We start from the raw sequence: 19,503 nt of genomic DNA, 5'->3' as shown, positions 1-19,503 counted from the left end.
CAACAGCACCGTTCAGCCGACTCCACGCCAGTGCAATTAAACCGGGGCATTAAAAAATTTATCTTTGCCTACAATAGACACGAGAGACTTTGCGAGGCGCTCCCAATACCCTCGCGGGAAAAATCCCCTAGCGAGCGGGGCATGGGAGCCAATACTGTTATTTTTACTCAAACCCGAACAAAGATGCAGCCCACTGAAGCAAAAGCCAGCAACATAAAAAAACCCGTAAATAAATCCCGATCCATTCCCCTGTGTCGTCGAGAACCCTATTTTTCTGAAGAAATGGAGGAAAAACAAAAAGCGAAAGATCGCATCCTATACCTGTTAAAAATGCAAGGAGGGCAGAGTGCCACCGAGCTAGCAGAGCAGCTACAGGTTTCCCCAATGGCGGTGCGTCAGCATTTACAAGCACTACTCGCAGATGGCTTAGTCAGCTATCAAGAACAAAGACGTCCCATTGGGCGACCGGTGAAACTATGGCAGTTAACGCCAGCATCGACGCCCTTATTTCCCGACACGCATCAGGACTTGATGGTAGACTTCCTGAAAAACTTCGAGACGCTGTTTGGAAAAGACGCACTGGAACGAGTTTTAGCAGAGCGCACTCACCACCAGATCCAAAGCTACCAACAGCAAGTCAGCGCCGCACCGGGAGAGGAGGAGAGCGAAGTATCCCAAGAAACTCGCCTGGGGCAAATCGTGACCAAACTGGCTCAGATCCGAAGTGAAGAAGGGTATATGGCAGAGGCGATCTTCCAGAGCGATGGGAGTTGGCTACTGGTAGAAAACCACTGCCCGATTCGGGGGGCGGCGATCGCCTGCGGGCAATTTTGTCGCTCGGAACTCGAGGTGTTTAAAACCCTGTTCGGACCACAGGTTTATGTGGAACGAAGCGAGCATATTATTCAAGGCGATCGCCGTTGTGCCTACAAAATTAGCTTGAACTCTCAAGGGTGAAAAATCGAGTCTTGGTATGCAAATACGATGCAATCCTCCCTTTTTCACCCGAGAGCGATCGCGCGAGCAACCTTACCGAATGCGGAATGTAAACGGAATGCGAGCATAGGCTCCAACCGGGTCATTTAAGTTTCGCAAAATGGCCAAGTCTTGATAAAGGTTTTGCAATTGTGCCGTCAGCGGATCGAGGCGGGTGGTGGGAGTCGCTTCCCCCACGAAGCGAGAGCCGCTCAATTTTTCGAGCAGCAGTTGCTCGAAGCTGCGCCGTTCGGTATAATCTTTCACCTTCCAGTTGTCGCCGAGTTCTGCCAGTTCTGCGGCGGTATTCAGGGCATCTTCGAGACCGCCAAGCTCATCGACTAAGGCGATGCGTTTGGCTTCTTCACCGGACCAGACTCGTCCTTGGGCAATTTGGTTTACCCGTTCTCTGGAGAGATTGCGAGACTCGGAGACAATGGTTAAGAAGCGCTGGTAAATGCGATCGACAACTTGCTGGGCGATCGCCAGTTCTTCCGGGGTTTTCGGGCGAGTAATCGTACCCAAATCCGCATAGCGACCGGTTTTCACCACATCCCAGGTAATGCCATTATTATTGCCCAGTTCTTGCACGTTCAGCAGCAAGCCAAACACGCCAATCGAGCCAGTAATGGTATTCGGTTGGGCAAAAATCTTAGACGCCGAGGTAGAAATCCAATACCCCCCAGAAGCGGCAATATTTCCCATCGAAACCACGATCGGTTTGACCTCGCGCATCAGGCGTACCTCGCGCTGAATCACCTCCGAGGCGGTAGCAGACCCTCCCGGACTATTCACGCGCAGGACCACCGCTTTTACATCCTCATCTTGGCGCAACTGACGCAGTTGTTTGGCGAGGCGATCGCCCCCCACCTGAGTCACGCTTCCCGGCCCATCGACAATTTCACCTTCCGCGTAGACAATGGCAACTTGGTTGTTTGCGGCATTGTTCGTCTCCCTGTCTGTCTGAGCCACTGCAGCGTAGCGTTGCAGACTAATTTGCCGAAATGTGCGGTCATCTTCCTCGCTGTCGGTCAACTCTTTCAGATGCGCCACCACTTCATCAAAATAAGCGAGGCGATCGACCAATTCCTTGTCTCGAGCCTCAGCCGCAATCAAAATTCCTTCCGTGTCTACCACTTGTTGCAACTGCTGGGGATTCAAAGACCCCGCCTCACTCACCGTGGTGAGAAAATCCCCCCAAATATCGCCCAAGAGTTTTGCGGTTTGTTCGCGACTTTCGGGAGAACTTTCGGTCAGCAAGAATGGCTCGACGGCGGATTTATACTTGCCCGCCCGCGTCACCTGAACGCCAATGCCGTATTTTTCCAATCCACCGGCCAAAAAGGTGGTTTCCGAACTCAAACCATTAAGTTCCATCACCCCCAACGGATTGAGAAACAGGGTTTCGGCAACTGAGCCGAGGTAATATTCGCGCTCGGACCAATCTTGGTCATAGGCGACAATCGTTTTGCCCGATTCGCGGAAGCTTTCCATCGCTTTGCGAACTTCTTTGAGGGTAGCAAAGCCGTTACTGGTGCCCCTAGAGCTGCCATGCAGGTAGATGCCCACAATCCGCTCGTCCTTCCTCGCCGCCTCGATACTTTCTAGGACGCTTCGCAGATCGATGCTATCGGGGCGATCGCGATCCGAGAGGGCGTCGGATAAGGCTTGTGCAGTAGTCGAAGTGGGTTTGGCATCGGTAATGTTCAGGGACATATCCAGCACCAGCATGGATTGGTCTTCCACCTTCGGATCCGCATCTCGGGCGGAAGATGCTGCCATGCCAATTAACATCAGCAAGCCGCCGATTCCCATCCCGGCGAGAACGCCCAACCCCACCACTGTACCTACCACGCTGGCAAAAGTGTATTTGAAAAAATCACGCATGTTTCAATCACGTAAAGCTATCTGTGCCTAGACCGAAAGCGTTGATTCGTTTAACGTTGTTTTGTCTTGACGGATCTACCGTCGCGATCGGGTCTATCTACTATGGTAATGGTTTTGCCGCTTGGAGGGGGACTAAAGCATCCGAGGCTTTCAGATCTGCCAGGGTGGCTTGTCCGGTGCAAAATAAGACGGTGGCGATTTCGGCGATTAATGCTTCTGCTAAAGCATGCAGGGCTTCGAGGGATTCCGATGCGGCTTGGAGGAAAGGCCAAGCTAAGCCGGCGATATCGGCGCCGAGGGCGATCGCTTTGGCCACATCCAGCCCGTTTCGCAATCCCCCCGAGGCAATTAAGGGAATCTCCGGTGCCACGGCGCGCACTGAGGTGATGCACTCGGCGGTGGGCAAACCCCAATCGGCAAAGGTCGCCCCTAAGCGGCGCTGTCGCGGGTCTTTACCGCGTTGTCCCTCGACTTTTGCCCAAGAGGTGCCCCCCGCCCCCGCCACGTCGATCGCGCTGACACCTGCATCGATGAGTTTTTGCGCCATTTTCCCGGAGATGCCGTTGCCGACTTCTTTGGCAATCACCGGCACGGGCAATGCATAGCACAGTTTGCTGATTTTGTCAAGCAATCCTTTGAAATTGGTATCGCCGCCGGTTTGCACGGACTCTTGCAGGGGGTTGAGATGCAAAATCAGGGCGTTGGCTTCCAGGATGTCGATGATTCGCTGACATTCCTCGACTCCGTAGCTGTAGTTAAGCTGTACGGCCCCTAAGTTGGCAAATAAGGGGATATCGGGAGCGAGCGATCGCACCGCAAAGGTATTCGCCACTTCCGGTTTTTCCACCGCTACCCGTTGGGACCCTACCCCCATTGCAATTTTGTAATGCCCCGCAACTTCAGCCAATCGACGATTGATAGTCCAGGCGCGATCGGTTCCCCCCGTCATGGAAGAAATCAGCAGGGGTGCGCCGAGGGTTTTGCCCAAAAATGTTGCGCTTACGTCAATGTCGCGGCGATCGAGTTCGGGTAAACAACAATGCTCGAACCGATAGCGTTCCAACCCGGTGGTTTGGGCGCGAAATTGCACGTCTTCTTCCAGACAAACCCGAATGTGATCCGCTTTGCGAGACTGGGTTTGGGCAGCATCAGTAGAGGAGTTCTCGATTGGCATTTGAGACACAAGCTAAGTTACACAATTTTTCGAATAGGGATACTGTCCCACGATCGCAGTACAATTGGCTAGGGCATCAGTTCAGTGGCGGGTAGAAACCTTCCTCGCAAATTATTGACTCATTCGCAACCCATTCGCGTCAGAAGGTCTCCCGTCCGCTTTCTTCCACCCCACACCCACCCCCTAGGGGGTCTCTTCTAACACTTTAATCAATTCCACCGCATCCCGGTTGTCCACATCTTGCAGGTAAACTTTCACTTGTTCCTCGCTCGAGGTGGGCAGGGTTTTGCCGGTAAAATCCGGATGGATCGGCACGTCTCGGTGCCCGCGATCCACCAAAACCGCTAATCGGATGGCGGCGGGTCTTCCATAATCGTTAATCGCATTGAGCGCGGCACGGATAGTTCGCCCTTTGAAGATTACATCGTCCACCAAGACGACGATTTTGCCGGTGAAATCAAAGGGGATTTCGGTTTTCGCGGGGGTCCGCATGCCTATTTTATCTAGGTCATCTCGATAAAAGGTAATGTCTAAGGCACCCACGGGGACTCGAACTTGTTCGAGCATTTCAATCTGCGCCGCCAGTAGGTGGGCGAGGGGGACGCCGCGAGTATAAATTCCGATTAGCACCAGTTGTGACAAATCGCCAGAGCGTTCGACAATTTGCGAGGCTAATCGGGTTAAGGTGCGACGGAACTCTTCGGCACAGAGAATTTCGACTACTTTGGAAGTCATAAGCGCATCGGCATGGGTAAGGTGTCAGATGGGATAGGTTTTGTCCCGATTGGGAGAATTTATCGGCGATCGCCCCGTTGGGATTGCCTGTTGGTGGGTAGGGGCAGTGCTTTCCTGGGGGTGCCCGAGCATTGTGCGTGCCCTAGGCGCGTCGGTGGGTCTCCATTTCCGATTGCACGGTTGGATGCCCTTTTCTCGCTTCCCCATGCCTCACGCCACACTATACTACCGCTTGTGCAATCTCTGGATTGTCTGGGGTATCCAATCCCCAGGATCGCGATCGCAGGCCAACTCTGACTCGCCGGATTCTCCGATGGCCATGCCCCCGGATTCACCGGGCGGGAATATCTGGAGAGGGGCGGGAGATGGATTGGTTCGCGATCGCAGCAGTTTCTCAGGGGTTAACCTCCTATGAGGAGATCGCCGATTAAACCACATGTTAGAGCAATCCCCAACCAGATGAGAAAACAAGTCCGCGTGAGTTGAGTGGCGCGATGGATGCTCTCTGGCGCGATCGGATTATCGGGAGTATTTAACAGGGGTTTGGGTTTGGGCACGCCGCGATAATAGTTGGTGCCGCCGAGTTGGACGCCGAGAATCACTGCATACGCGCACTCGCTCCAACCCGCATTCGGACTGGGATCGCGGGTGGCATCTCGTTGACAAATTGTCCACACTTGTGGTAAACATCCGCCGATTAGTCCTAATGTAATGACGGTGAGTCGGCATGGGAACCAAGTTAACCGGTCTTCAACTTTGGCGCTAAACCATCCTAAATCTGCATAGGGTTCTTCGCGATAACCTACCATTGAGTCTAATGTACTGGCAGCTTTGTAGGCTAGTGCGAATGGAACCGGCCCGACATGGGGCAATGCCGCACCGGCGATCGCATAAAATAGCGGGCCGGTAACGCCATCTACCGCATTTTCGGTCACGGTTTCTAGTACGGCGCGCAGGATTTCTGCTTTGGATAAATTTTCTGTATCTCTGCCTACATAAAGACTTAATTTTTCTCGAGCGGTTTTTAAATCGCCTTCATTGAGGGGGGCTAATACTTCTGACGCCGCTGTTTTTAAACTTCGACCGGCAAAACAACTGGCAAGCAGAACGCTTTCCACTACTATGCCGATTCCCCAATGAAATTGGTAGGCTCCCGCGATGATTAAACTGCTGACTAACCCGGTGCCGGCGATCGTTCCGATGCCGAGTATGATGCCAGCAATTCGACGCGGTAGGGGGGTTTTACACCACTTTAAGACCCATTGCGTGTAGCTAGAAATTGCCCACCCGATCCACTGCACCGGATGGGGCCAATTCCACGGGTCTCCAATCAGATAATCAATCGTCGCGGCGATCGCTAAAATAACCACAGGTCGATTCCAGTTGAAATTTCAGTGTTGATTCGGTTAAATTGACGGCAAGCCAAGCTGGATTTCCACCAGTCATCTCTCCCCCAATTTTCTGCCACACCCAGCGGATCGCAACCGAAATTATCCCGATCGCCTCTCCTTCCCGGGCTGCCTTTGACTTGATGCGATCTCCCCCCTGGGAAATAACAATGCCTCGAAACTGTGCGCCATCAACTGGGGGCCGTTCTATATTATTAGCGCTGATTCGTTGGTTGGCTTTATTTTAAATTGTTCGGTTCTGCCGTGGGAACCTAGGAGAGGTTTACTATACCACAAAATAAGTAAGTTTTCTCTGGAGTGGCTTGACACGGATCGACATCTAATGTAATGCACTCGCGAGTAAAATACTGTGACGGGATTGTTTGCGCTTGTCCGGCAATCGATTCTATAGATTCTATCGGCTAAACTTTACCCACCCGGAAGCGGGCGATCGTTGTCCCCTCCATCTCTATCTTGTGCTGCAATCGGCAAGATCGCTGCTTCTAAAATCGACTCGCAAGAGTTTTGAGGTGTCTGGCAACTGGATAATCCTGTGCCGTACCACTCCCGGATTTAACTCCATCGATGCGGCATATCTAGAGGAGTAACTGTTCTGTCAAGGGTTACGAATATCTCTACCCAAGCGGCAATCTCCCTCCACCAAAAGTGGCGGGAAACCTTATGGGTCAACCCCCGCCCCACTAGCGCTTTGCGCCCATACTGCGATCGGGGAGTTCCCTTTATCTATGGGGGGAATCTTTCCCGCCCTCTGGCATTTTTTCTCTCGGTTTTTTTTCGACTCGAATAGAAAGCCTGTCCGAACCGATGATATCATCTATTTACCGCTGTGTGTTACCCATGCCCGGTGTGGGGAGACTAGGGGTTCTATTTTAATCCCCCCTCCCGGGGAGAATAATCTCTATTTAAACGAAGGCATCCTTTCCCCTCTACGGGAAATCTCTCTAAAAATGCACTCGCATTGCCCCGGAGGTACGCTTTCTTTACCTCGATAAGCAGCCCTGTGGCTTATGTGGCTATTTGACCCACTAGATGGGTGAGGGTTGCTATTTTCACTGTGCCTACACCAAAAGGCAGTGTTATCGAGAAAGACCCGATCGATGCAGCGCTTCCGATCGCCGTGTTGCATGTGGTTACAGATAAATAGAAGAACACTCAGCAATGCTACAGTACCAATGGAAACTAATGGGGCTGGCTGACTCAGACGTGGCCAATCTGGCAGGATTATTAAGGACTCGGTCTGAATGAAAAGCAGTGGCTTAACTGTGCATAAGCTTTCTGGCTCAAGTGATTCCACAAGGCAGAAGCGATCGCCAACATCTGCCTACTGGCAATTCCCGTTGCCCGTCACTTCCTGCGCGCAGAAGTTCGCTTACCCCCCTCGATTAACTCACCCCCCACTCGCATCCACCACCATCTTCGAGCACTAACTCTTGCTGTTAAGTCAGCAGGGGTCAAAATTTTTTCTCCGCATCGCCTTCCTCCTCGCCGGATGCGATCGGGCAATCCTCATCTTTCTGTCAAGATTCACCCTTCACCCATGCCTATCCCCATAGAGGTTTAAGTCAGTTCCACCCCTCAGTGCAGTGTCTGAAATCCCTGCAACCCTTGAATGCCTTGCCATTCACCATTTTGGCTCGATTGTCAAGCTAACAATTCCAACAAGTTTTGCTAAAAATCTGTGGTCGTTTCACTCGATTCGTGTAATATAGTTTAATAAGGTGACTGCCAGCAAAACGTTCTTATTTCTAGCAAAAGTCCGCTAAAATAGAACCTGATAGACCTACTGTTCGTGGCAGATGTTGTAAGTCGATGAGTAAAAAGAAAAAGATGGAACCCTTAGTTGGTGAAGACCTCCTCAAAAAAGTCAAAGAGCTAGAACACCTTAGCAAAGAAGAAAAAGCCAGAGAGTGCGGCTACTACACCGTTACCAAAAATGGTGTAGAGCGCGTCAATATGATGAAATTCCTCAACGCCCTGATTGATGCCGAGGGTATCGAACTCGACGGCAAGCAAAATGGCCAAGGGCGCGGGGGACGCAGCGCTAGCTATCGGATCAGCGTTCAGTCCAATGGGAACTTGCTGATTGGCGCGGCTTATACCAAGCAGATGGATCTCGAACCGGGAGATGAATTTGAAATTTCCCTGGGTCGCAAACACATTCATCTGCGACAAGTCGATAAAGAATCAGAAGTTTCTTAAATTTCCACGGCTTATCCCTTGACGGCTACCATAGGCGTCACTCAGCCTAATTTCAGCTAGCGCCAGAAAGGATATGAATTCGGTAGATGATGGCAATGATTGAGATTCAATCATTGCCAAATCTCCTCAGCCTTCATTCGCGATCGCGGATGCAACGGTACCGAAATCTTTCTCCTGGGCGGCGGTTTAATTAAAGTGGAGTCCACTCAATCGGTCCTGGCGTTAAATCTTCAGGACACAACCCGCCTTTACTGGGTAAAGCACCGCACTCGGGCGGCTTAAAAGACCTCTATTCTCTGATATGTAGCCGCTGTCAAATCAGCCAAATCCGACAAAGCACCTCCAGGTGGTTTGTCATTACTTGTGCCTGGGGCTGACAGCCAATGCATCTGATGATAAATCTTGCTGTCAGTTCTCCTCGATCGCCTCGGTTTGTTGTCCGTAGCGTTTCACTGCTGCGGTAAAAACCACCGTTTTCATGCGCCTCTGGCATCCATAAAAGCACGAGTTAACTCAATGCAATCTACATGAGCCACCCTAGCTCGATCGGTGGGAAAGTTTTCCCCGAATCAGAGAAGTTCCTCGGCGATCGATAGGTAAATGACCCTCCGTTCAGCGCTGTGAGGATTGCAGGTTGCTTCCATAACCGCCTTCCTTATCCAGATAGAATTAAATAAGGCGTTTCGCATCAATGATTCGCTAGATGCGATCGCCTTGTTTCCGGCTTTTCCCCTTCCCCCCTGCTTGCCAAGGCGTAAAATATTATGTAGTTAATAATTTTTCTCTCGAACAACAAGGCAATGTCTAAATCTCGCTGAAGGCTTCTGTTGTCGATCGCTCGGTCAAAACCGCCACGGGAGTGCGATCGCCATTTCAACTTCGGCATAGATTACCCATAACATTTATCCGGGTTTTGGCAAAAGCTTCAGAACATCGATGGCCACAATCGCGCGATCGCTAGGGAATATTGTTAGCGCTCCATCGATCGCAAATATCGCGCCTCCCGATTCTCGCGATCGGGGGCTATTTTCATGCCTTTTAGCTTTTGTATGTCACCAAAACTTAATCTTGCGTGCCTCGCCCTCCAATTCCCCTTCCATCCCTCGAAGGATCCTCACCAGCGGATTTTTCTGTCTCAACTTTAGAATCTCAAATTTCAAATCAGTATAACCTCCACTCGCCCCCCTGTGAGAACACCACCCCTCGCACTCGCAAAAATTGGAGCGAAAATCCTGGCGTCTGTTCCCATCCACCCCTATGCCCTCAACCCCCGATCGCCTACCATTTTTGGCCGATTACTCAACCCTCGCAACCCGTGGGATGCATCCATGTTCCATTCTCCAGGGTCGCCGATTCTTGCCGGATCCATCTCTCTCTTGTCTCTCCACAGGTTTCTCGCAGTCCCAAAACGAATCCCTGAGTCGCGGCGATCGCCCACCTCGCACAAGCTTACCCTCGGGCATCTGTGCCCCCAGGCACGCCTCTGTGTCAAGCATTGATTTGTCAAGAATTGATGACCATTGGCGATCGCTGGGACAATTGTTTCCCTTTGATGATGACTCCTTCCATTTCCCCTTCCGCCTCATGCTGCTCCTTCGGGATCCGGCTTTCCCCCAGATCCGATTCTCCAATGCTTGCCGAATTCAATTAATCTTGCTATCGTTAAAAGATTAAAGATGCATCTGCCAGCAGCAAATTCGCTCGCCAGATCCACTCGTTTGATTGAGCTTCAAGGGCTGAATGAGCAAATCGCAACCCCGCCCTAGGGACTCACTGGCATCTCAATTGCACTGATTGGGCAATTCCTCCACTCCGGGCAGAGCAAGTCGCAAGACTATCGCAAAAGTCCCTTTAACACCCACCATCATCCATGTGGTGGTTTCCAGGGCGCAAACCGCGATCGCTCTAGAACATGCCTCGAACCGCGAATGGCTCTCCTCTAACCTTTCCCAAGGGATGAAATGGTTAAGCTTCCCCTTACCCCACCCATCCCTACCTGAATCTGGCGGCTGTCCGAAAAACTTTCTTGACATTTCAGCAAATTATTCCGGAATCCCCCGATGCAAGGACACCGCCCTCTCGATTCAGATTGTTTTTGGCAAGGATTCTGTTTCGGTGATTTCTCAACCCGATGGCGCGATCGCATCCTCCAACCCATCGAATACTCCACTTTCCCAACCCTCAGCCTTTTTACCCTGACATCAACACCCTACCGGCGACTCAATTCACCCTGGTCAATGAAAAATTTGCGAAAATTTAATAAAAGTTATTAACCCGAGAAGTACAATTAAGCTATACTAAAAAATACTCGCCCAAATGTCAATAAAATTGCAAGGCAAACCTAAAAAATATTGGCCTTAAATTGGCTAAAAAATTACTCGCCCGTGAACGAATATTTAAACGAAATAATTCTGTCCATTCATTAGAGCAGCAACCCGCTGGAAATTATATCGATGATTAGACCAGATGGAGGTGGCGATAACTTAAGCATTAGTTAAGCTTGAATTGACGCTATTTTAGGAAATTTTAACCCTCCCAGCTAAACAGGATTCTGCAATACAAAACAAACCCAAAATCTCCCAAAGCAGTACAAATACCAGATAAAATAGATGTAAAACTAAATGATTGAGGCAATTTTAAAGGAGTAGCTAAACAAAAAAAGATGGCAAAAATGTTAATTTTTTATTTGGAGTTATTTTTTGTTTTTACAAAATATAAATAGTTCAAACGCATTCTAAAAATTCAAGGAATAGAGAACGAGGAATAAAGGAAATGAGATAGGATAAAGTGCGGATGATTTAAAGAGAAAATTAGCCAAAAAAACGAAATAGATATGAGAGAATAGCTAACCGAGGAATAGACGTCGAATCACTAGAAAATCTCGGATATCCGAATGAAGCTAAAGCTCAGAAGTGGAATCCAATATGAAACTGCGCCCAAACTTGGCTGCACAGGGTGGAGAAATTTTTGAGTAAGATTTAGAGTCACGGCGGGAAAAACCCTTGGCGCATGAAGATTGTTAGAGTATAAAGAGGATAGATGAACCGAAGCCCACCCATCACAGAGCAGCGATCGCGCGTGTACGCCACCCGGTCGGGATCCAATGACAATATTGGCCAGTACGGACGGGGGATGGTGCCTACTCAGCAACCCGAGTTGCTTCACAGCGCATCCATGATACACGAGGGATCGGTGGCTGAATCGGGAGTTAAGTCAGGGGCGCAGGAAGTGTCTCCCTCTAGGGGCAAACTGCCCGCATCCGGCGATCGCTGTAGATGCCGCAGAAACAGAGTCACTCCGATGGCCAACCCCAACTAGGGTGGGAAGCGGCAAGAACAGAGTTTTTGGGGGCAACAATCGATTATTTCCCATCGGTTCCCCACAGACTCGCCACCAGGGCAAACTCGATCGCATAGGAAGAATAGAATTGCCTATATTTTAGGAAATTACAGACTTCACAGAAGCGTAAAACCTAACTGAGAGACCCCATTCAAGCGAAAGCGAAACACACCCATGCAAGATATGCAAAACCAATTCACAGTTCATTTTTGGGGCGTGCGAGGGAGCATAGCATGTCCCGGTTCGGAAACCGTCCGCTACGGTGGTAACACGCCCTGCATTGAGATGAGAGTGGGTGGGAAGCGCCTAATTTTTGATGGTGGGACGGGCTTGAGAGTGTTGGGACAGTCCCTCCTGTCTCAAATGCCAGTAGAAGCCTATATGTTTTTTACCCACTCCCACTGGGATCACATCCAGGGGTTTCCGTTTTTTGTGCCGGCGTTTATTAAAGGCAATCAGTTCCACATTCATGGCGCGATCGCTCCCAATGGCTCCACCATCGAACAGCGGCTCAACGACCAAATGCTCCACCCTAATTTTCCGGTGCCTTTACAGATTATGGGTGCCCAACTCGAATTTAACGATATCGAAATTGGGGAGCCAGTAGAAATCGACGACATTAAAGTGGAAAACGCGCTTCTGAATCATCCAGGCGAAGCGGTAGGCTACCGGGTGAACTGGAGAGGTTACGCCGCCGCTTACATCACGGATACCGAACATTTCCCCGAAAGACTCGATGAAAACGTCTTGTGGCTGGCGCGCAACGCAGATCTAATGATCTACGATGCCACCTACACCGACGAAGAGTACAACTCCAAAACCTCCAGCAAAGTGGGATGGGGACATTCCACCTGGCAAGAAGCCGTCAAGGTTGCCAAAGCCGCAAACGTGAAAAAACTGGTCATTTTCCATCACGATCCGTTACATAACGACAATTTCTTGGATCGCATCGGAGAGCAAGCCGCTCAACAGTTTCCGAATTCTTTGATGGCGCGAGAAGGGCTGTCCATTCAGCTCGTGGCTCCTTCAGAAGATGCGAAAGCACCGGACAAAGAGCAGCAGGCCAAAGCGTCAGTTTAGCACGAATCCCTCAGCGGTGCTGGATTCTCCGGCGACAATGGCTTGGCGGGCAGGGGCGATCGCGCTTCGATCCGGGCAGAGGGAAGTATTTGCTTTGTATCTGGATTGATTTGTTTGCCCAAGTTATTGGGTTCAAAAAACAGCTCTGTGCTGAATTTCGTGCAGCATAAAATAATTGACCCCGTTGGGAATCCCCCAAGAGTCGGAGAACGAACCCAGGCAGAGAAACGAACTCAATTAGCCTCGGCGTGGGCTGGCAAAAGCTTGAGGGGAGAGAACCGCCCCACCCGGCTGCTTTTCCCCTGGCAATCGGGAAACCCAAGCCAGAAAAATTGAAAATTCTGGCGACGAGTGTGGGGAATTTCCCTTTGTGTGTCAAAATGTAAACTGTGTGGATTACCTCAACTCTTTCAACGGCGCTGACTCCCACCTCTGTAGCCCTCGGAAACTTTGATGGCGTGCATCGGGGGCACAGACAAGTCATGCAGCCGATTTTCAACCCATTGATAGCGCGTCAACCGATCGCTGTGCCTCCAGTCAGGGGTGACAGCTCCATTCCCTTGCGTGCTTCCCACTCAAAACCGCCATCTCCAGATCGGCGCGATCGCAGCATGGCACATCCCTACGCCACTGTGGTCACCTTTTCTCCCCATCCCAAAGAATTCTTTTCCGGTCAACGCAGAAGTCTGCTGACTCCCCTTGACGAAAAGGTAAAAGTCCTCGAAGCGATGGGCGTCGAGCAGCTCGTGTTATTACCCTTCGATCGCCAATTGGCGCGCATGAGTCCGCAAGAGTTTGTCGAACAAATTTTAGTGCGGCAGCTCAAAGCCACGCAAATCAGCGTGGGTGAGGATTTTTGCTTTGGTCGCCAGCGATCCGGTAGCGTCGCTGACCTACAAGCGATCGCCGCCCAATATAACGTACAGGTCCAGATCGTGCCCCTGCAAACCACCAATGGCCAGCGGATCAGCAGTTCCGCCATCCGGGAAGCCCTGCAAGCCGGCAAAGTGCAGCGCGCCAACCAAATTCTCGGACGACCCTACTCCCTCGTCGGAAAAGTCGTGCGCGGACAGCAAGTTGGCAGAACCATCGGCTTTCCCACCGCCAATCTCCAACTTCCCCCCCATAAATTCTTGCCGCGACATGGGGTCTATGCCGTGCGGGTGCATTGTCCCGGCGAGATTTCGCCAGACGCTTGCGCGATCGGCGCATTGAATATTGGCTGTCGGCCCACCGTGGATGAGAACCAGACCCCAACCGTGGAAGTCCACCTGCTCGACTGGTCCGGGGAACTGTACGATCGCACCCTTACCGTAGAACTCGAACACTTTCTGCGATCGCAACAAAAATTCCCCTCCCTCGAAGCCCTCAAAGCCCAAATTCAAACCGACTGTCACCAAGTCAGAGCCTTACTCGCGCCACCCCAAAAATCTTCCGCTTAACCTACCCAGCGACGGTCAAATGTGGTTTGACCGTCGCTGTATTTTACACATCAAATTACCAATAACTTACAGAGGATAGTTTATCTCCCATAGACTATCCCCCATCCCGGCTAGTGTGGTAGCATGAAGCATTTATGCTCTGGGAGGGAAAAATTTGGATAATCCCTACCAAGACCTGTCACCTTAAAAATCTCAGGTTAACCCTACCCCTATGATCAGAGAACGTGTAGATCGGCTAACCCAAAACCTGAGCCGTACCATTGTCGGAAAAGCAGAATCAATTCAGTTAGTCCTAGTCGCCCTTTTTTCCGGCGGTCATGCCTTATTAGAAGACGTTCCCGGTGTCGGCAAAACCCTGCTAGCCAAATCCCTAGCCCGCTCGATCGCCGGCGAATTCAAACGCATTCAATGCACCCCCGATTTATTACCCAGCGATATCACCGGCACCAATATCTGGAATCCCAGTAGCGGCGAATTTCAATTTCTCCCCGGCCCAGTCTTTGCCAACGTCCTGCTAGCGGACGAAATCAACCGCGCCACCCCCCGCACCCAATCCGCCTTGCTCGAGGTAATGGAAGAGCGACAAATCACCGTAGATGGCGTAACCCGGACCGTGCCCACCCCCTTTTTCGTCATTGCCACCCAAAACCCCATCGAATACCAAGGCACCTTTCCCTTACCCGAAGCCCAGATGGATCGCTTCACCTTATCCCTCTCCGTGGGATATCCCACCCAAGACGAAGAACTGCAAATGCTCCAAGGGCTAGCCCACAAGATTGCGGTAGAAGAATTGCAGCCTTGTATTGAATTATCAGAAGTCCTCGAACTGTCGCGTCTGTGTTCTCAAATCAAAGTCGAACACTCCCTGCAACAGTACATCATCAACCTGGTGCGCGCCACCCGGGATTCCGAAGAGATTACCCTCGGCGTCAGTCCCCGGGGTGCAGTGGCCTTATATCGCGCCACACAAGCCTTCGCATTTCTCGAAGGTCGGGACTATGCGATTCCCGATGATGTGAAATATTTAGCCCCCCACGTCCTGTCCCACCGCCTCATCCCAGCAGGCGGACGCCGCCCCAAGAACCTGATAGAGCAACTGTTGCGCCAAGTTCCCATCCCCTAATCTTCTTCGAGGCATCCGCGATAGACGGTGGAGGTGGCAGTGCAGGGGCAACGGACCGACACCGGACAGGCACCAGCGTCGTTCTTCATCTTGACCACCAGATAGTTATGTCACCCTTTGCAACACAAAAACGCATCAAGCAGCAGTGGCGGAGATTGCCCCTCATCGGGTTGCTATTGCTGCTGGTGTGGAGTTTCGCGATCGCCGGGGAGATCGCCCATGCCCTAGAGGTTCCCCACATCAACACCGTAGACCCCGTACCTGCCGAATTACAACTCGGGGAAGAACTGTATCTAAATAATTGTTCCACCTGTCATATTGCCGTGCCCCCCGCCGTGCTGCCCACCCAAACCTGGCTGCAACTGCTACAAGATCCCAATCACTACGGCAAACGAATCGAACCGCTCATCGATCCTGGTCGCCTACTGGTGTGGAACTACCTGCAAAACTTCTCCCGTCCGCAAACCGCCGATGAAGCTATCCCCTATCGCGTGGGCGCATCCCGCCACTTCAAAGCCCTGCACCCCAGAGTCGAGCTATCCCAACCCATCTCCCTGATGACCTGCGTCACCTGCCACCCTGGGGCGAGCAATTATGATTTTCGCAGTCTCACCCCAAAGTGGGAAAACGCCGAGTGAACCATCTGGAAAATGCAGCCGGGAATTGAGCATCCCGGGGCAAGGGCGTGAAATCCCATGCATGAGGAGGATGGGGGAAAACCAGCAACCCAAGTAGAAGAAACCCTCACCAGGGCGATCGCCAATCCTCAGCCCCCAGAGGTTTCCCGATCGCCCGCTCAAATGTAAAATGATAAAATTAATATAAGTTCAAATTTGGAGCGCTCAATCTGAAAAACCGACGAGATTCGCTTAATTTCAATTCCCAGCGCTCTGACTTCTCTTGCCAGCAGCCTGCGGGTTGTCTCCGTGGAGGGTTAATCTAGCCTGCACGCGAGTCAACAGTGCCGACCTCAAACCCAACAGACCGGGAAAATATAGAGGGACGCCCAATCGTGCGGTTGCTTCTTTCCTTCCCCGCGTTAAATCAGGTTCTCAAATCTCAGCAACGCGATCGGTAATTGTCTTTGCGTTGGTGGAGAACCAGGGAAAAAAGCCCGGTTAACCGTAGCACACCCAACCCGACTAATTGTCCGTGAAACGATTGTTTTTCGCGCTACTTGTTTAGCCGATAAATTGACAAATGCCAACCCTTGCTACCCGGCGATCGGGTCAATCGAGCAAGGCATCAGGCGTTTGCACTGGCGATTAAATTTATCTTTAAAGTACCCCGAATGTCCTGCCATGCTTAAAAATCTGCTAGGCGATCCCAACGCACGCAAACTAAAAAAGTATCAACCCACCGTGGTTGAGATCAACCTACTCGAAGAAGAGATCCAAGCGCTCACCGACGAGCAACTCACCGCCAAAACCGCCGAATTTCGAGAGCAGCTCGCGAAAGCGAAATCTCTCAACGAAGAAAAAGAAATCCTGGAAGATATCCTGCCCGAAGCCTTTGCCGTCGTGCGCGAAGCGGCAAAGCGAGTGTTGGGCATGAGACACTTCGACGTGCAGTTACTCGGCGGGACAGTCCTGCACGTGGGACAGATTGCCGAAATGAAAACCGGGGAAGGAAAAACCCTGGTAGCGACCTTGCCCGCCTATTTAAACGCTCTGAGTGGAAAAGGGGTGCATATCGTCACCGTGAACGATTACCTGGCTCGCCGGGACGCCGAATGGATGGGGCAAGTGCATCGCTTCCTCGGTTTGAGCGTGGGCCTGATTCAACAAGGCATGAGTCCCACCGAACGCCGAAAAAACTACAACTGCGACATTACCTACTGCACGAACTCCGAACTGGGGTTTGACTACTTGCGCGATAACATGGCAACCTCGATCGCCGATGTGGTGCAACGTCCCTTCAACTACTGCATCATTGACGAGGTAGATTCGGTGTTGATTGACGAAGCGCGCACCCCGTTAATCATTTCCGGTCAGGTAGAAAGACCCACACAGAAGTACAAGCGAGCTACCAAAATCGCCAGCGCACTCACGAAGGAAGAGCATTACGAGGTAGACGAAAAAGCCCGTAATATTATTCTCTCCGATGAAGGTTTTGCCAAAGCTGAGGAGCTCTTGGAAGTCACCGACCTTTACGACCCGGCAGATCCTTGGGCGCACTACGTGTTCAATGCGATTAAAGCCAAGGAATTGTTTATTAAGGACGTGAACTATATCGTCCGCCAGGGTGAAGTGGTGATCGTGGATGAATTCACCGGACGGGTGATGCCGGGACGCCGGTGGAGTGATGGGTTGCACCAAGCGATCGAAGCCAAAGAAGATGTGGACATTCAACCCGAAACCCAAACCTTGGCCACGATTACCTATCAAAACTTTTTCCTGCTTTATCCCAAATTGGCAGGGATGACCGGCACTGCGAAAACCGAAGAAGCTGAGTTCGAGCGGATTTACAATTTGCAAGTGACCGTGGTTCCCACCAACCGTCCCCTGGGGCGCAAAGATCTCTCCGATGTGGTGTACAAAACCGAACAAGGCAAGTGGCACGCGATCGCGCAAGACTGTGCCGAAATGCACCATGCCGGTCGTCCGGTGTTGGTCGGTACCACCAGTGTGGAAAAATCAGAGGTCCTCAGCAATCTGCTGCAAAGCTTGCAAATTCCCCACAACCTGCTCAACGCCAAACCCGAAAATGTGGAGCGAGAATCCGAAATCGTCGCCCAAGCCGGTCGCAAAGGTGCCGTGACGATCGCCACCAACATGGCCGGTCGCGGTACCGACATCATCCTCGGCGGGAACGCCGAATACATGGCCCGGTTGAAAACCCGCGAGTACCTGTTGCCCCGCATCGTCCGTCCCGAAGAAGAAGAAGAGTTGGCAACCGTCAAAGTTGCCGGCACGAACCAGCGCAACAAAGCAGAAGGTTTTGCTGCCGGGAAAAAGGTGAAATCCTGGAAAGCATCCCCGCAAATTTACCCCACCGAACTGTCTCGCGAAACCGAAAAACAGCTCAAAGCGGCGGTGGATTTTGCCGTACAGCACTATGGGGAACGCAGCTTGCCAGAACTGGAGGCAGAAGATAAAATCGCCGTTGCCTCGGAAAAAGCCCCCACCGATGACCCGGTGATTCAAAAACTGCGCGAAGTTTACAACCAGATCCGCGAAGAATACGAAGGGTTTACCCAGCGCGAACATGAAGAAGTGATCTCACGCGGCGGACTGCACGTGATCGGGACCGAACGTCACGAGTCCCGCCGGATTGATAACCAGTTGCGCGGACGGGCCGGACGTCAGGGAGACCCCGGTTCCACGCGGTTTTTCCTCAGCTTACAGGATAATCTGTTGCGAATTTTCGGCGGCGATCGCGTGGCAGGATTGATGAATGCCTTCCACGTGGATGAAGATATGCCCATCGAGTCCGGAATGCTGACTCGCTCCTTGGAAAACGCCCAGAAAAAAGTCGAAACCTACTACTACGACATCCGCAAACAGGTCTTCGAGTACGACGAAGTGATGAACAACCAGCGTCGTGCTATCTATGCCGAACGCCGTCGGGTTCTTGAAGGACTGGACTTGAAAGAACAGGTGATTAAATACGCCGAAAAAACGATGGATGACATCGTGGAAGCCTATGTCAACCCCGACTTGCCCTCGGAAGAATGGCAGCTTGACAGTTTGGTGGAAAAAGTCCAAGAATTTGTCTATCTCCTGTCTGACCTCGAACCCAATCAACTCGAAGATTTATCGATGGAGGAAATTAAAACGTTCCTTCACGAACAAGTGCGGATTGCTTACGATTTGAAAGAATCGCAAGTGGATCGGATTCAACCGGGCCTGATGCGCCAAGCTGAACGATTCTTTATTCTGCAACAAATCGATACCCTGTGGCGCGAACACCTTCAACAAATGGACGCCTTGCGCGAATCCGTGGGGTTACGCAGTTACGGTCAAAAAGATCCGTTGCTCGAATACAAGAGCGAAGGGTACGAACTGTTCCTCGACATGATGACGAATATTCGTCGCAATGTGGTGTACTCTCTGTTCCAATTCCAGCCACAAATGCAATCGGCTTCTCCTGCTGTGGTGGAACAGCGATAGCCTGAATGGGAGAATTGAAAATTAAGAA

17 protein-coding genes are annotated in these 19,503 nt (G+C 51.4%); 11 read left to right on the top strand and 6 right to left on the bottom strand.

The genetic code is table 11. The annotated features are described in order from the left end of the window. Nucleotides 1-183 precede the first annotated feature (183 nt). Nucleotides 184-957, top strand: a complete 774-nt coding sequence (locus tag LKK83_RS27690) for a helix-turn-helix transcriptional regulator (protein ID WP_324634684.1) — start codon at nt 184-186, stop codon at nt 955-957. 72 nt (nt 958-1,029) lie between these two features. Here LKK83_RS27690 and sppA read toward each other — a convergent pair whose 3' ends face one another. The 3 genes from sppA to pyrR all read right to left on the bottom strand — a co-directional run bounded on the left by sppA (nt 1,030) and on the right by pyrR (nt 4,771). Further along, nucleotides 1,030-2,862, bottom strand: coding sequence for a signal peptide peptidase SppA (gene sppA / locus LKK83_RS27685; RefSeq protein WP_324634683.1), 1,833 nt, complete (start codon nt 2,860-2,862; stop codon nt 1,030-1,032). Nucleotides 2,863-2,962: 100 nt separating this feature from the next. After that, the gene (fni, locus tag LKK83_RS27680) at nt 2,963-4,036 is read right to left on the bottom strand and encodes a type 2 isopentenyl-diphosphate Delta-isomerase (protein WP_324634697.1); all 1,074 of its coding nucleotides are present in this window, start codon (nt 4,034-4,036) and stop codon (nt 2,963-2,965) included. Between the two features lie 183 nt (nt 4,037-4,219). Next, complete coding sequence (gene pyrR, locus LKK83_RS27675) at nt 4,220-4,771, bottom strand: bifunctional pyr operon transcriptional regulator/uracil phosphoribosyltransferase PyrR (protein WP_324634682.1); 552 nt, start codon at nt 4,769-4,771, stop codon at nt 4,220-4,222. Between the two features lie 40 nt (nt 4,772-4,811). Between pyrR and LKK83_RS27670 the strand changes: the two genes are divergently transcribed. Further along, nucleotides 4,812-5,186 (top strand): hypothetical protein, encoded by a 375-nt coding sequence (locus LKK83_RS27670; RefSeq protein ID WP_324634681.1) that lies wholly within the window; start codon nt 4,812-4,814, stop codon nt 5,184-5,186. Here LKK83_RS27670 and cbiB read toward each other — a convergent pair. Beyond that, entirely contained in the window at nt 5,173-6,141 is a 969-nt protein-coding gene (gene cbiB, locus LKK83_RS27665) for an adenosylcobinamide-phosphate synthase CbiB (protein ID WP_324634680.1), read from the bottom strand. The genes LKK83_RS27670 and cbiB overlap by 14 nt on opposite strands. A gap of 1,848 nt (nt 6,142-7,989) precedes the next feature. On the opposite strand from cbiB, the gene LKK83_RS27660 reads away from it, so the two are divergent. Together LKK83_RS27660 and LKK83_RS27655 are read left to right on the top strand one after the other, a co-directional pair. After that, a complete protein-coding gene (locus LKK83_RS27660; RefSeq protein ID WP_324634679.1) occupies nt 7,990-8,379 on the top strand; it encodes an AbrB family transcriptional regulator in 390 nt (129 codons plus the stop codon). Nucleotides 8,380-8,478: 99 nt separating this feature from the next. Further along, on the top strand, nt 8,479-8,661 hold the full coding sequence (locus LKK83_RS27655; RefSeq protein ID WP_324634678.1) for a hypothetical protein: 183 nt from the start codon (nt 8,479-8,481) through the stop codon (nt 8,659-8,661). A 406-nt stretch (nt 8,662-9,067) separates the two neighbouring features. Here the strand turns inward: LKK83_RS27655 and LKK83_RS27650 are convergent, their stop codons facing one another. Continuing rightward, on the bottom strand, nt 9,068-9,265 hold the full coding sequence (locus tag LKK83_RS27650; RefSeq protein ID WP_324634677.1) for a hypothetical protein: 198 nt from the start codon (nt 9,263-9,265) through the stop codon (nt 9,068-9,070). Between the two features lie 617 nt (nt 9,266-9,882). Beyond that, entirely contained in the window at nt 9,883-10,026 is a 144-nt protein-coding gene (locus tag LKK83_RS27645; protein ID WP_324634676.1) for a hypothetical protein, read from the bottom strand. 225 nt (nt 10,027-10,251) lie between these two features. Between LKK83_RS27645 and LKK83_RS27640 the strand changes: the two genes are divergently transcribed. The 7 genes from LKK83_RS27640 (at nt 10,252) to secA (ending at nt 19,475) form a co-directional block, all read left to right on the top strand. Next, nucleotides 10,252-10,578 (top strand): hypothetical protein, encoded by a 327-nt coding sequence (locus LKK83_RS27640; protein WP_324634675.1) that lies wholly within the window; start codon nt 10,252-10,254, stop codon nt 10,576-10,578. Nucleotides 10,579-11,418: 840 nt separating this feature from the next. After that, nucleotides 11,419-11,697 (top strand): hypothetical protein, encoded by a 279-nt coding sequence (locus tag LKK83_RS27635; RefSeq protein ID WP_324634674.1) that lies wholly within the window; start codon nt 11,419-11,421, stop codon nt 11,695-11,697. 195 nt (nt 11,698-11,892) lie between these two features. After that, nucleotides 11,893-12,798 (top strand): MBL fold metallo-hydrolase, encoded by a 906-nt coding sequence (locus tag LKK83_RS27630; protein ID WP_324634673.1) that lies wholly within the window; start codon nt 11,893-11,895, stop codon nt 12,796-12,798. A gap of 389 nt (nt 12,799-13,187) precedes the next feature. Continuing rightward, on the top strand, nt 13,188-14,240 hold the full coding sequence (locus LKK83_RS27625; protein ID WP_324634672.1) for a bifunctional riboflavin kinase/FAD synthetase: 1,053 nt from the start codon (nt 13,188-13,190) through the stop codon (nt 14,238-14,240). 214 nt (nt 14,241-14,454) lie between these two features. Then, the gene (locus LKK83_RS27620; RefSeq protein ID WP_324634696.1) at nt 14,455-15,363 is read left to right on the top strand and encodes an AAA family ATPase; all 909 of its coding nucleotides are present in this window, start codon (nt 14,455-14,457) and stop codon (nt 15,361-15,363) included. A gap of 107 nt (nt 15,364-15,470) precedes the next feature. Continuing rightward, nucleotides 15,471-16,001 (top strand): diheme cytochrome C, encoded by a 531-nt coding sequence (locus LKK83_RS27615; protein ID WP_324634671.1) that lies wholly within the window; start codon nt 15,471-15,473, stop codon nt 15,999-16,001. Nucleotides 16,002-16,664: 663 nt separating this feature from the next. After that, a complete protein-coding gene (gene secA / locus LKK83_RS27610; RefSeq protein WP_324634670.1) occupies nt 16,665-19,475 on the top strand; it encodes a preprotein translocase subunit SecA in 2,811 nt (936 codons plus the stop codon). Nucleotides 19,476-19,503: the final 28 nt, after the last annotated feature.

Source organism: Phormidium sp. CCY1219, assembly GCF_035615515.1.
Taxonomy (GTDB): domain Bacteria; phylum Cyanobacteriota; class Cyanobacteriia; order Cyanobacteriales; family Laspinemataceae; genus CCY1219.
The sequence above is the reverse complement of the archived record's forward strand: the minus strand, read 5'-3'. Positions and strand labels throughout refer to the sequence as shown.

What these genes read in the sequence shown, in the direction of transcription:
- LKK83_RS27650 (WP_324634677.1), bottom strand. Translation starts at nt 9,265, where the DNA reads ATGCCGAAGTTGAAATGGCGATCGCACTCCCGTGGCGGTTTTGACCGA.
- fni (WP_324634697.1), bottom strand. Translation starts at nt 4,036, where the DNA reads ATGCCAATCGAGAACTCCTCTACTGATGCTGCCCAAACCCAGTCTCGC.
- LKK83_RS27615 (WP_324634671.1), top strand. Translation starts at nt 15,471, where the DNA reads ATGTCACCCTTTGCAACACAAAAACGCATCAAGCAGCAGTGGCGGAGA.
- LKK83_RS27630 (WP_324634673.1), top strand. Translation starts at nt 11,893, where the DNA reads ATGCAAGATATGCAAAACCAATTCACAGTTCATTTTTGGGGCGTGCGA.
- pyrR (WP_324634682.1), bottom strand. Translation starts at nt 4,771, where the DNA reads ATGACTTCCAAAGTAGTCGAAATTCTCTGTGCCGAAGAGTTCCGTCGC.
- LKK83_RS27690 (WP_324634684.1), top strand. Translation starts at nt 184, where the DNA reads ATGCAGCCCACTGAAGCAAAAGCCAGCAACATAAAAAAACCCGTAAAT.
- LKK83_RS27660 (WP_324634679.1), top strand. Translation starts at nt 7,990, where the DNA reads ATGAGTAAAAAGAAAAAGATGGAACCCTTAGTTGGTGAAGACCTCCTC.
- sppA (WP_324634683.1), bottom strand. Translation starts at nt 2,862, where the DNA reads ATGCGTGATTTTTTCAAATACACTTTTGCCAGCGTGGTAGGTACAGTG.
- secA (WP_324634670.1), top strand. Translation starts at nt 16,665, where the DNA reads ATGCTTAAAAATCTGCTAGGCGATCCCAACGCACGCAAACTAAAAAAG.
- LKK83_RS27635 (WP_324634674.1), top strand. Translation starts at nt 11,419, where the DNA reads ATGAACCGAAGCCCACCCATCACAGAGCAGCGATCGCGCGTGTACGCC.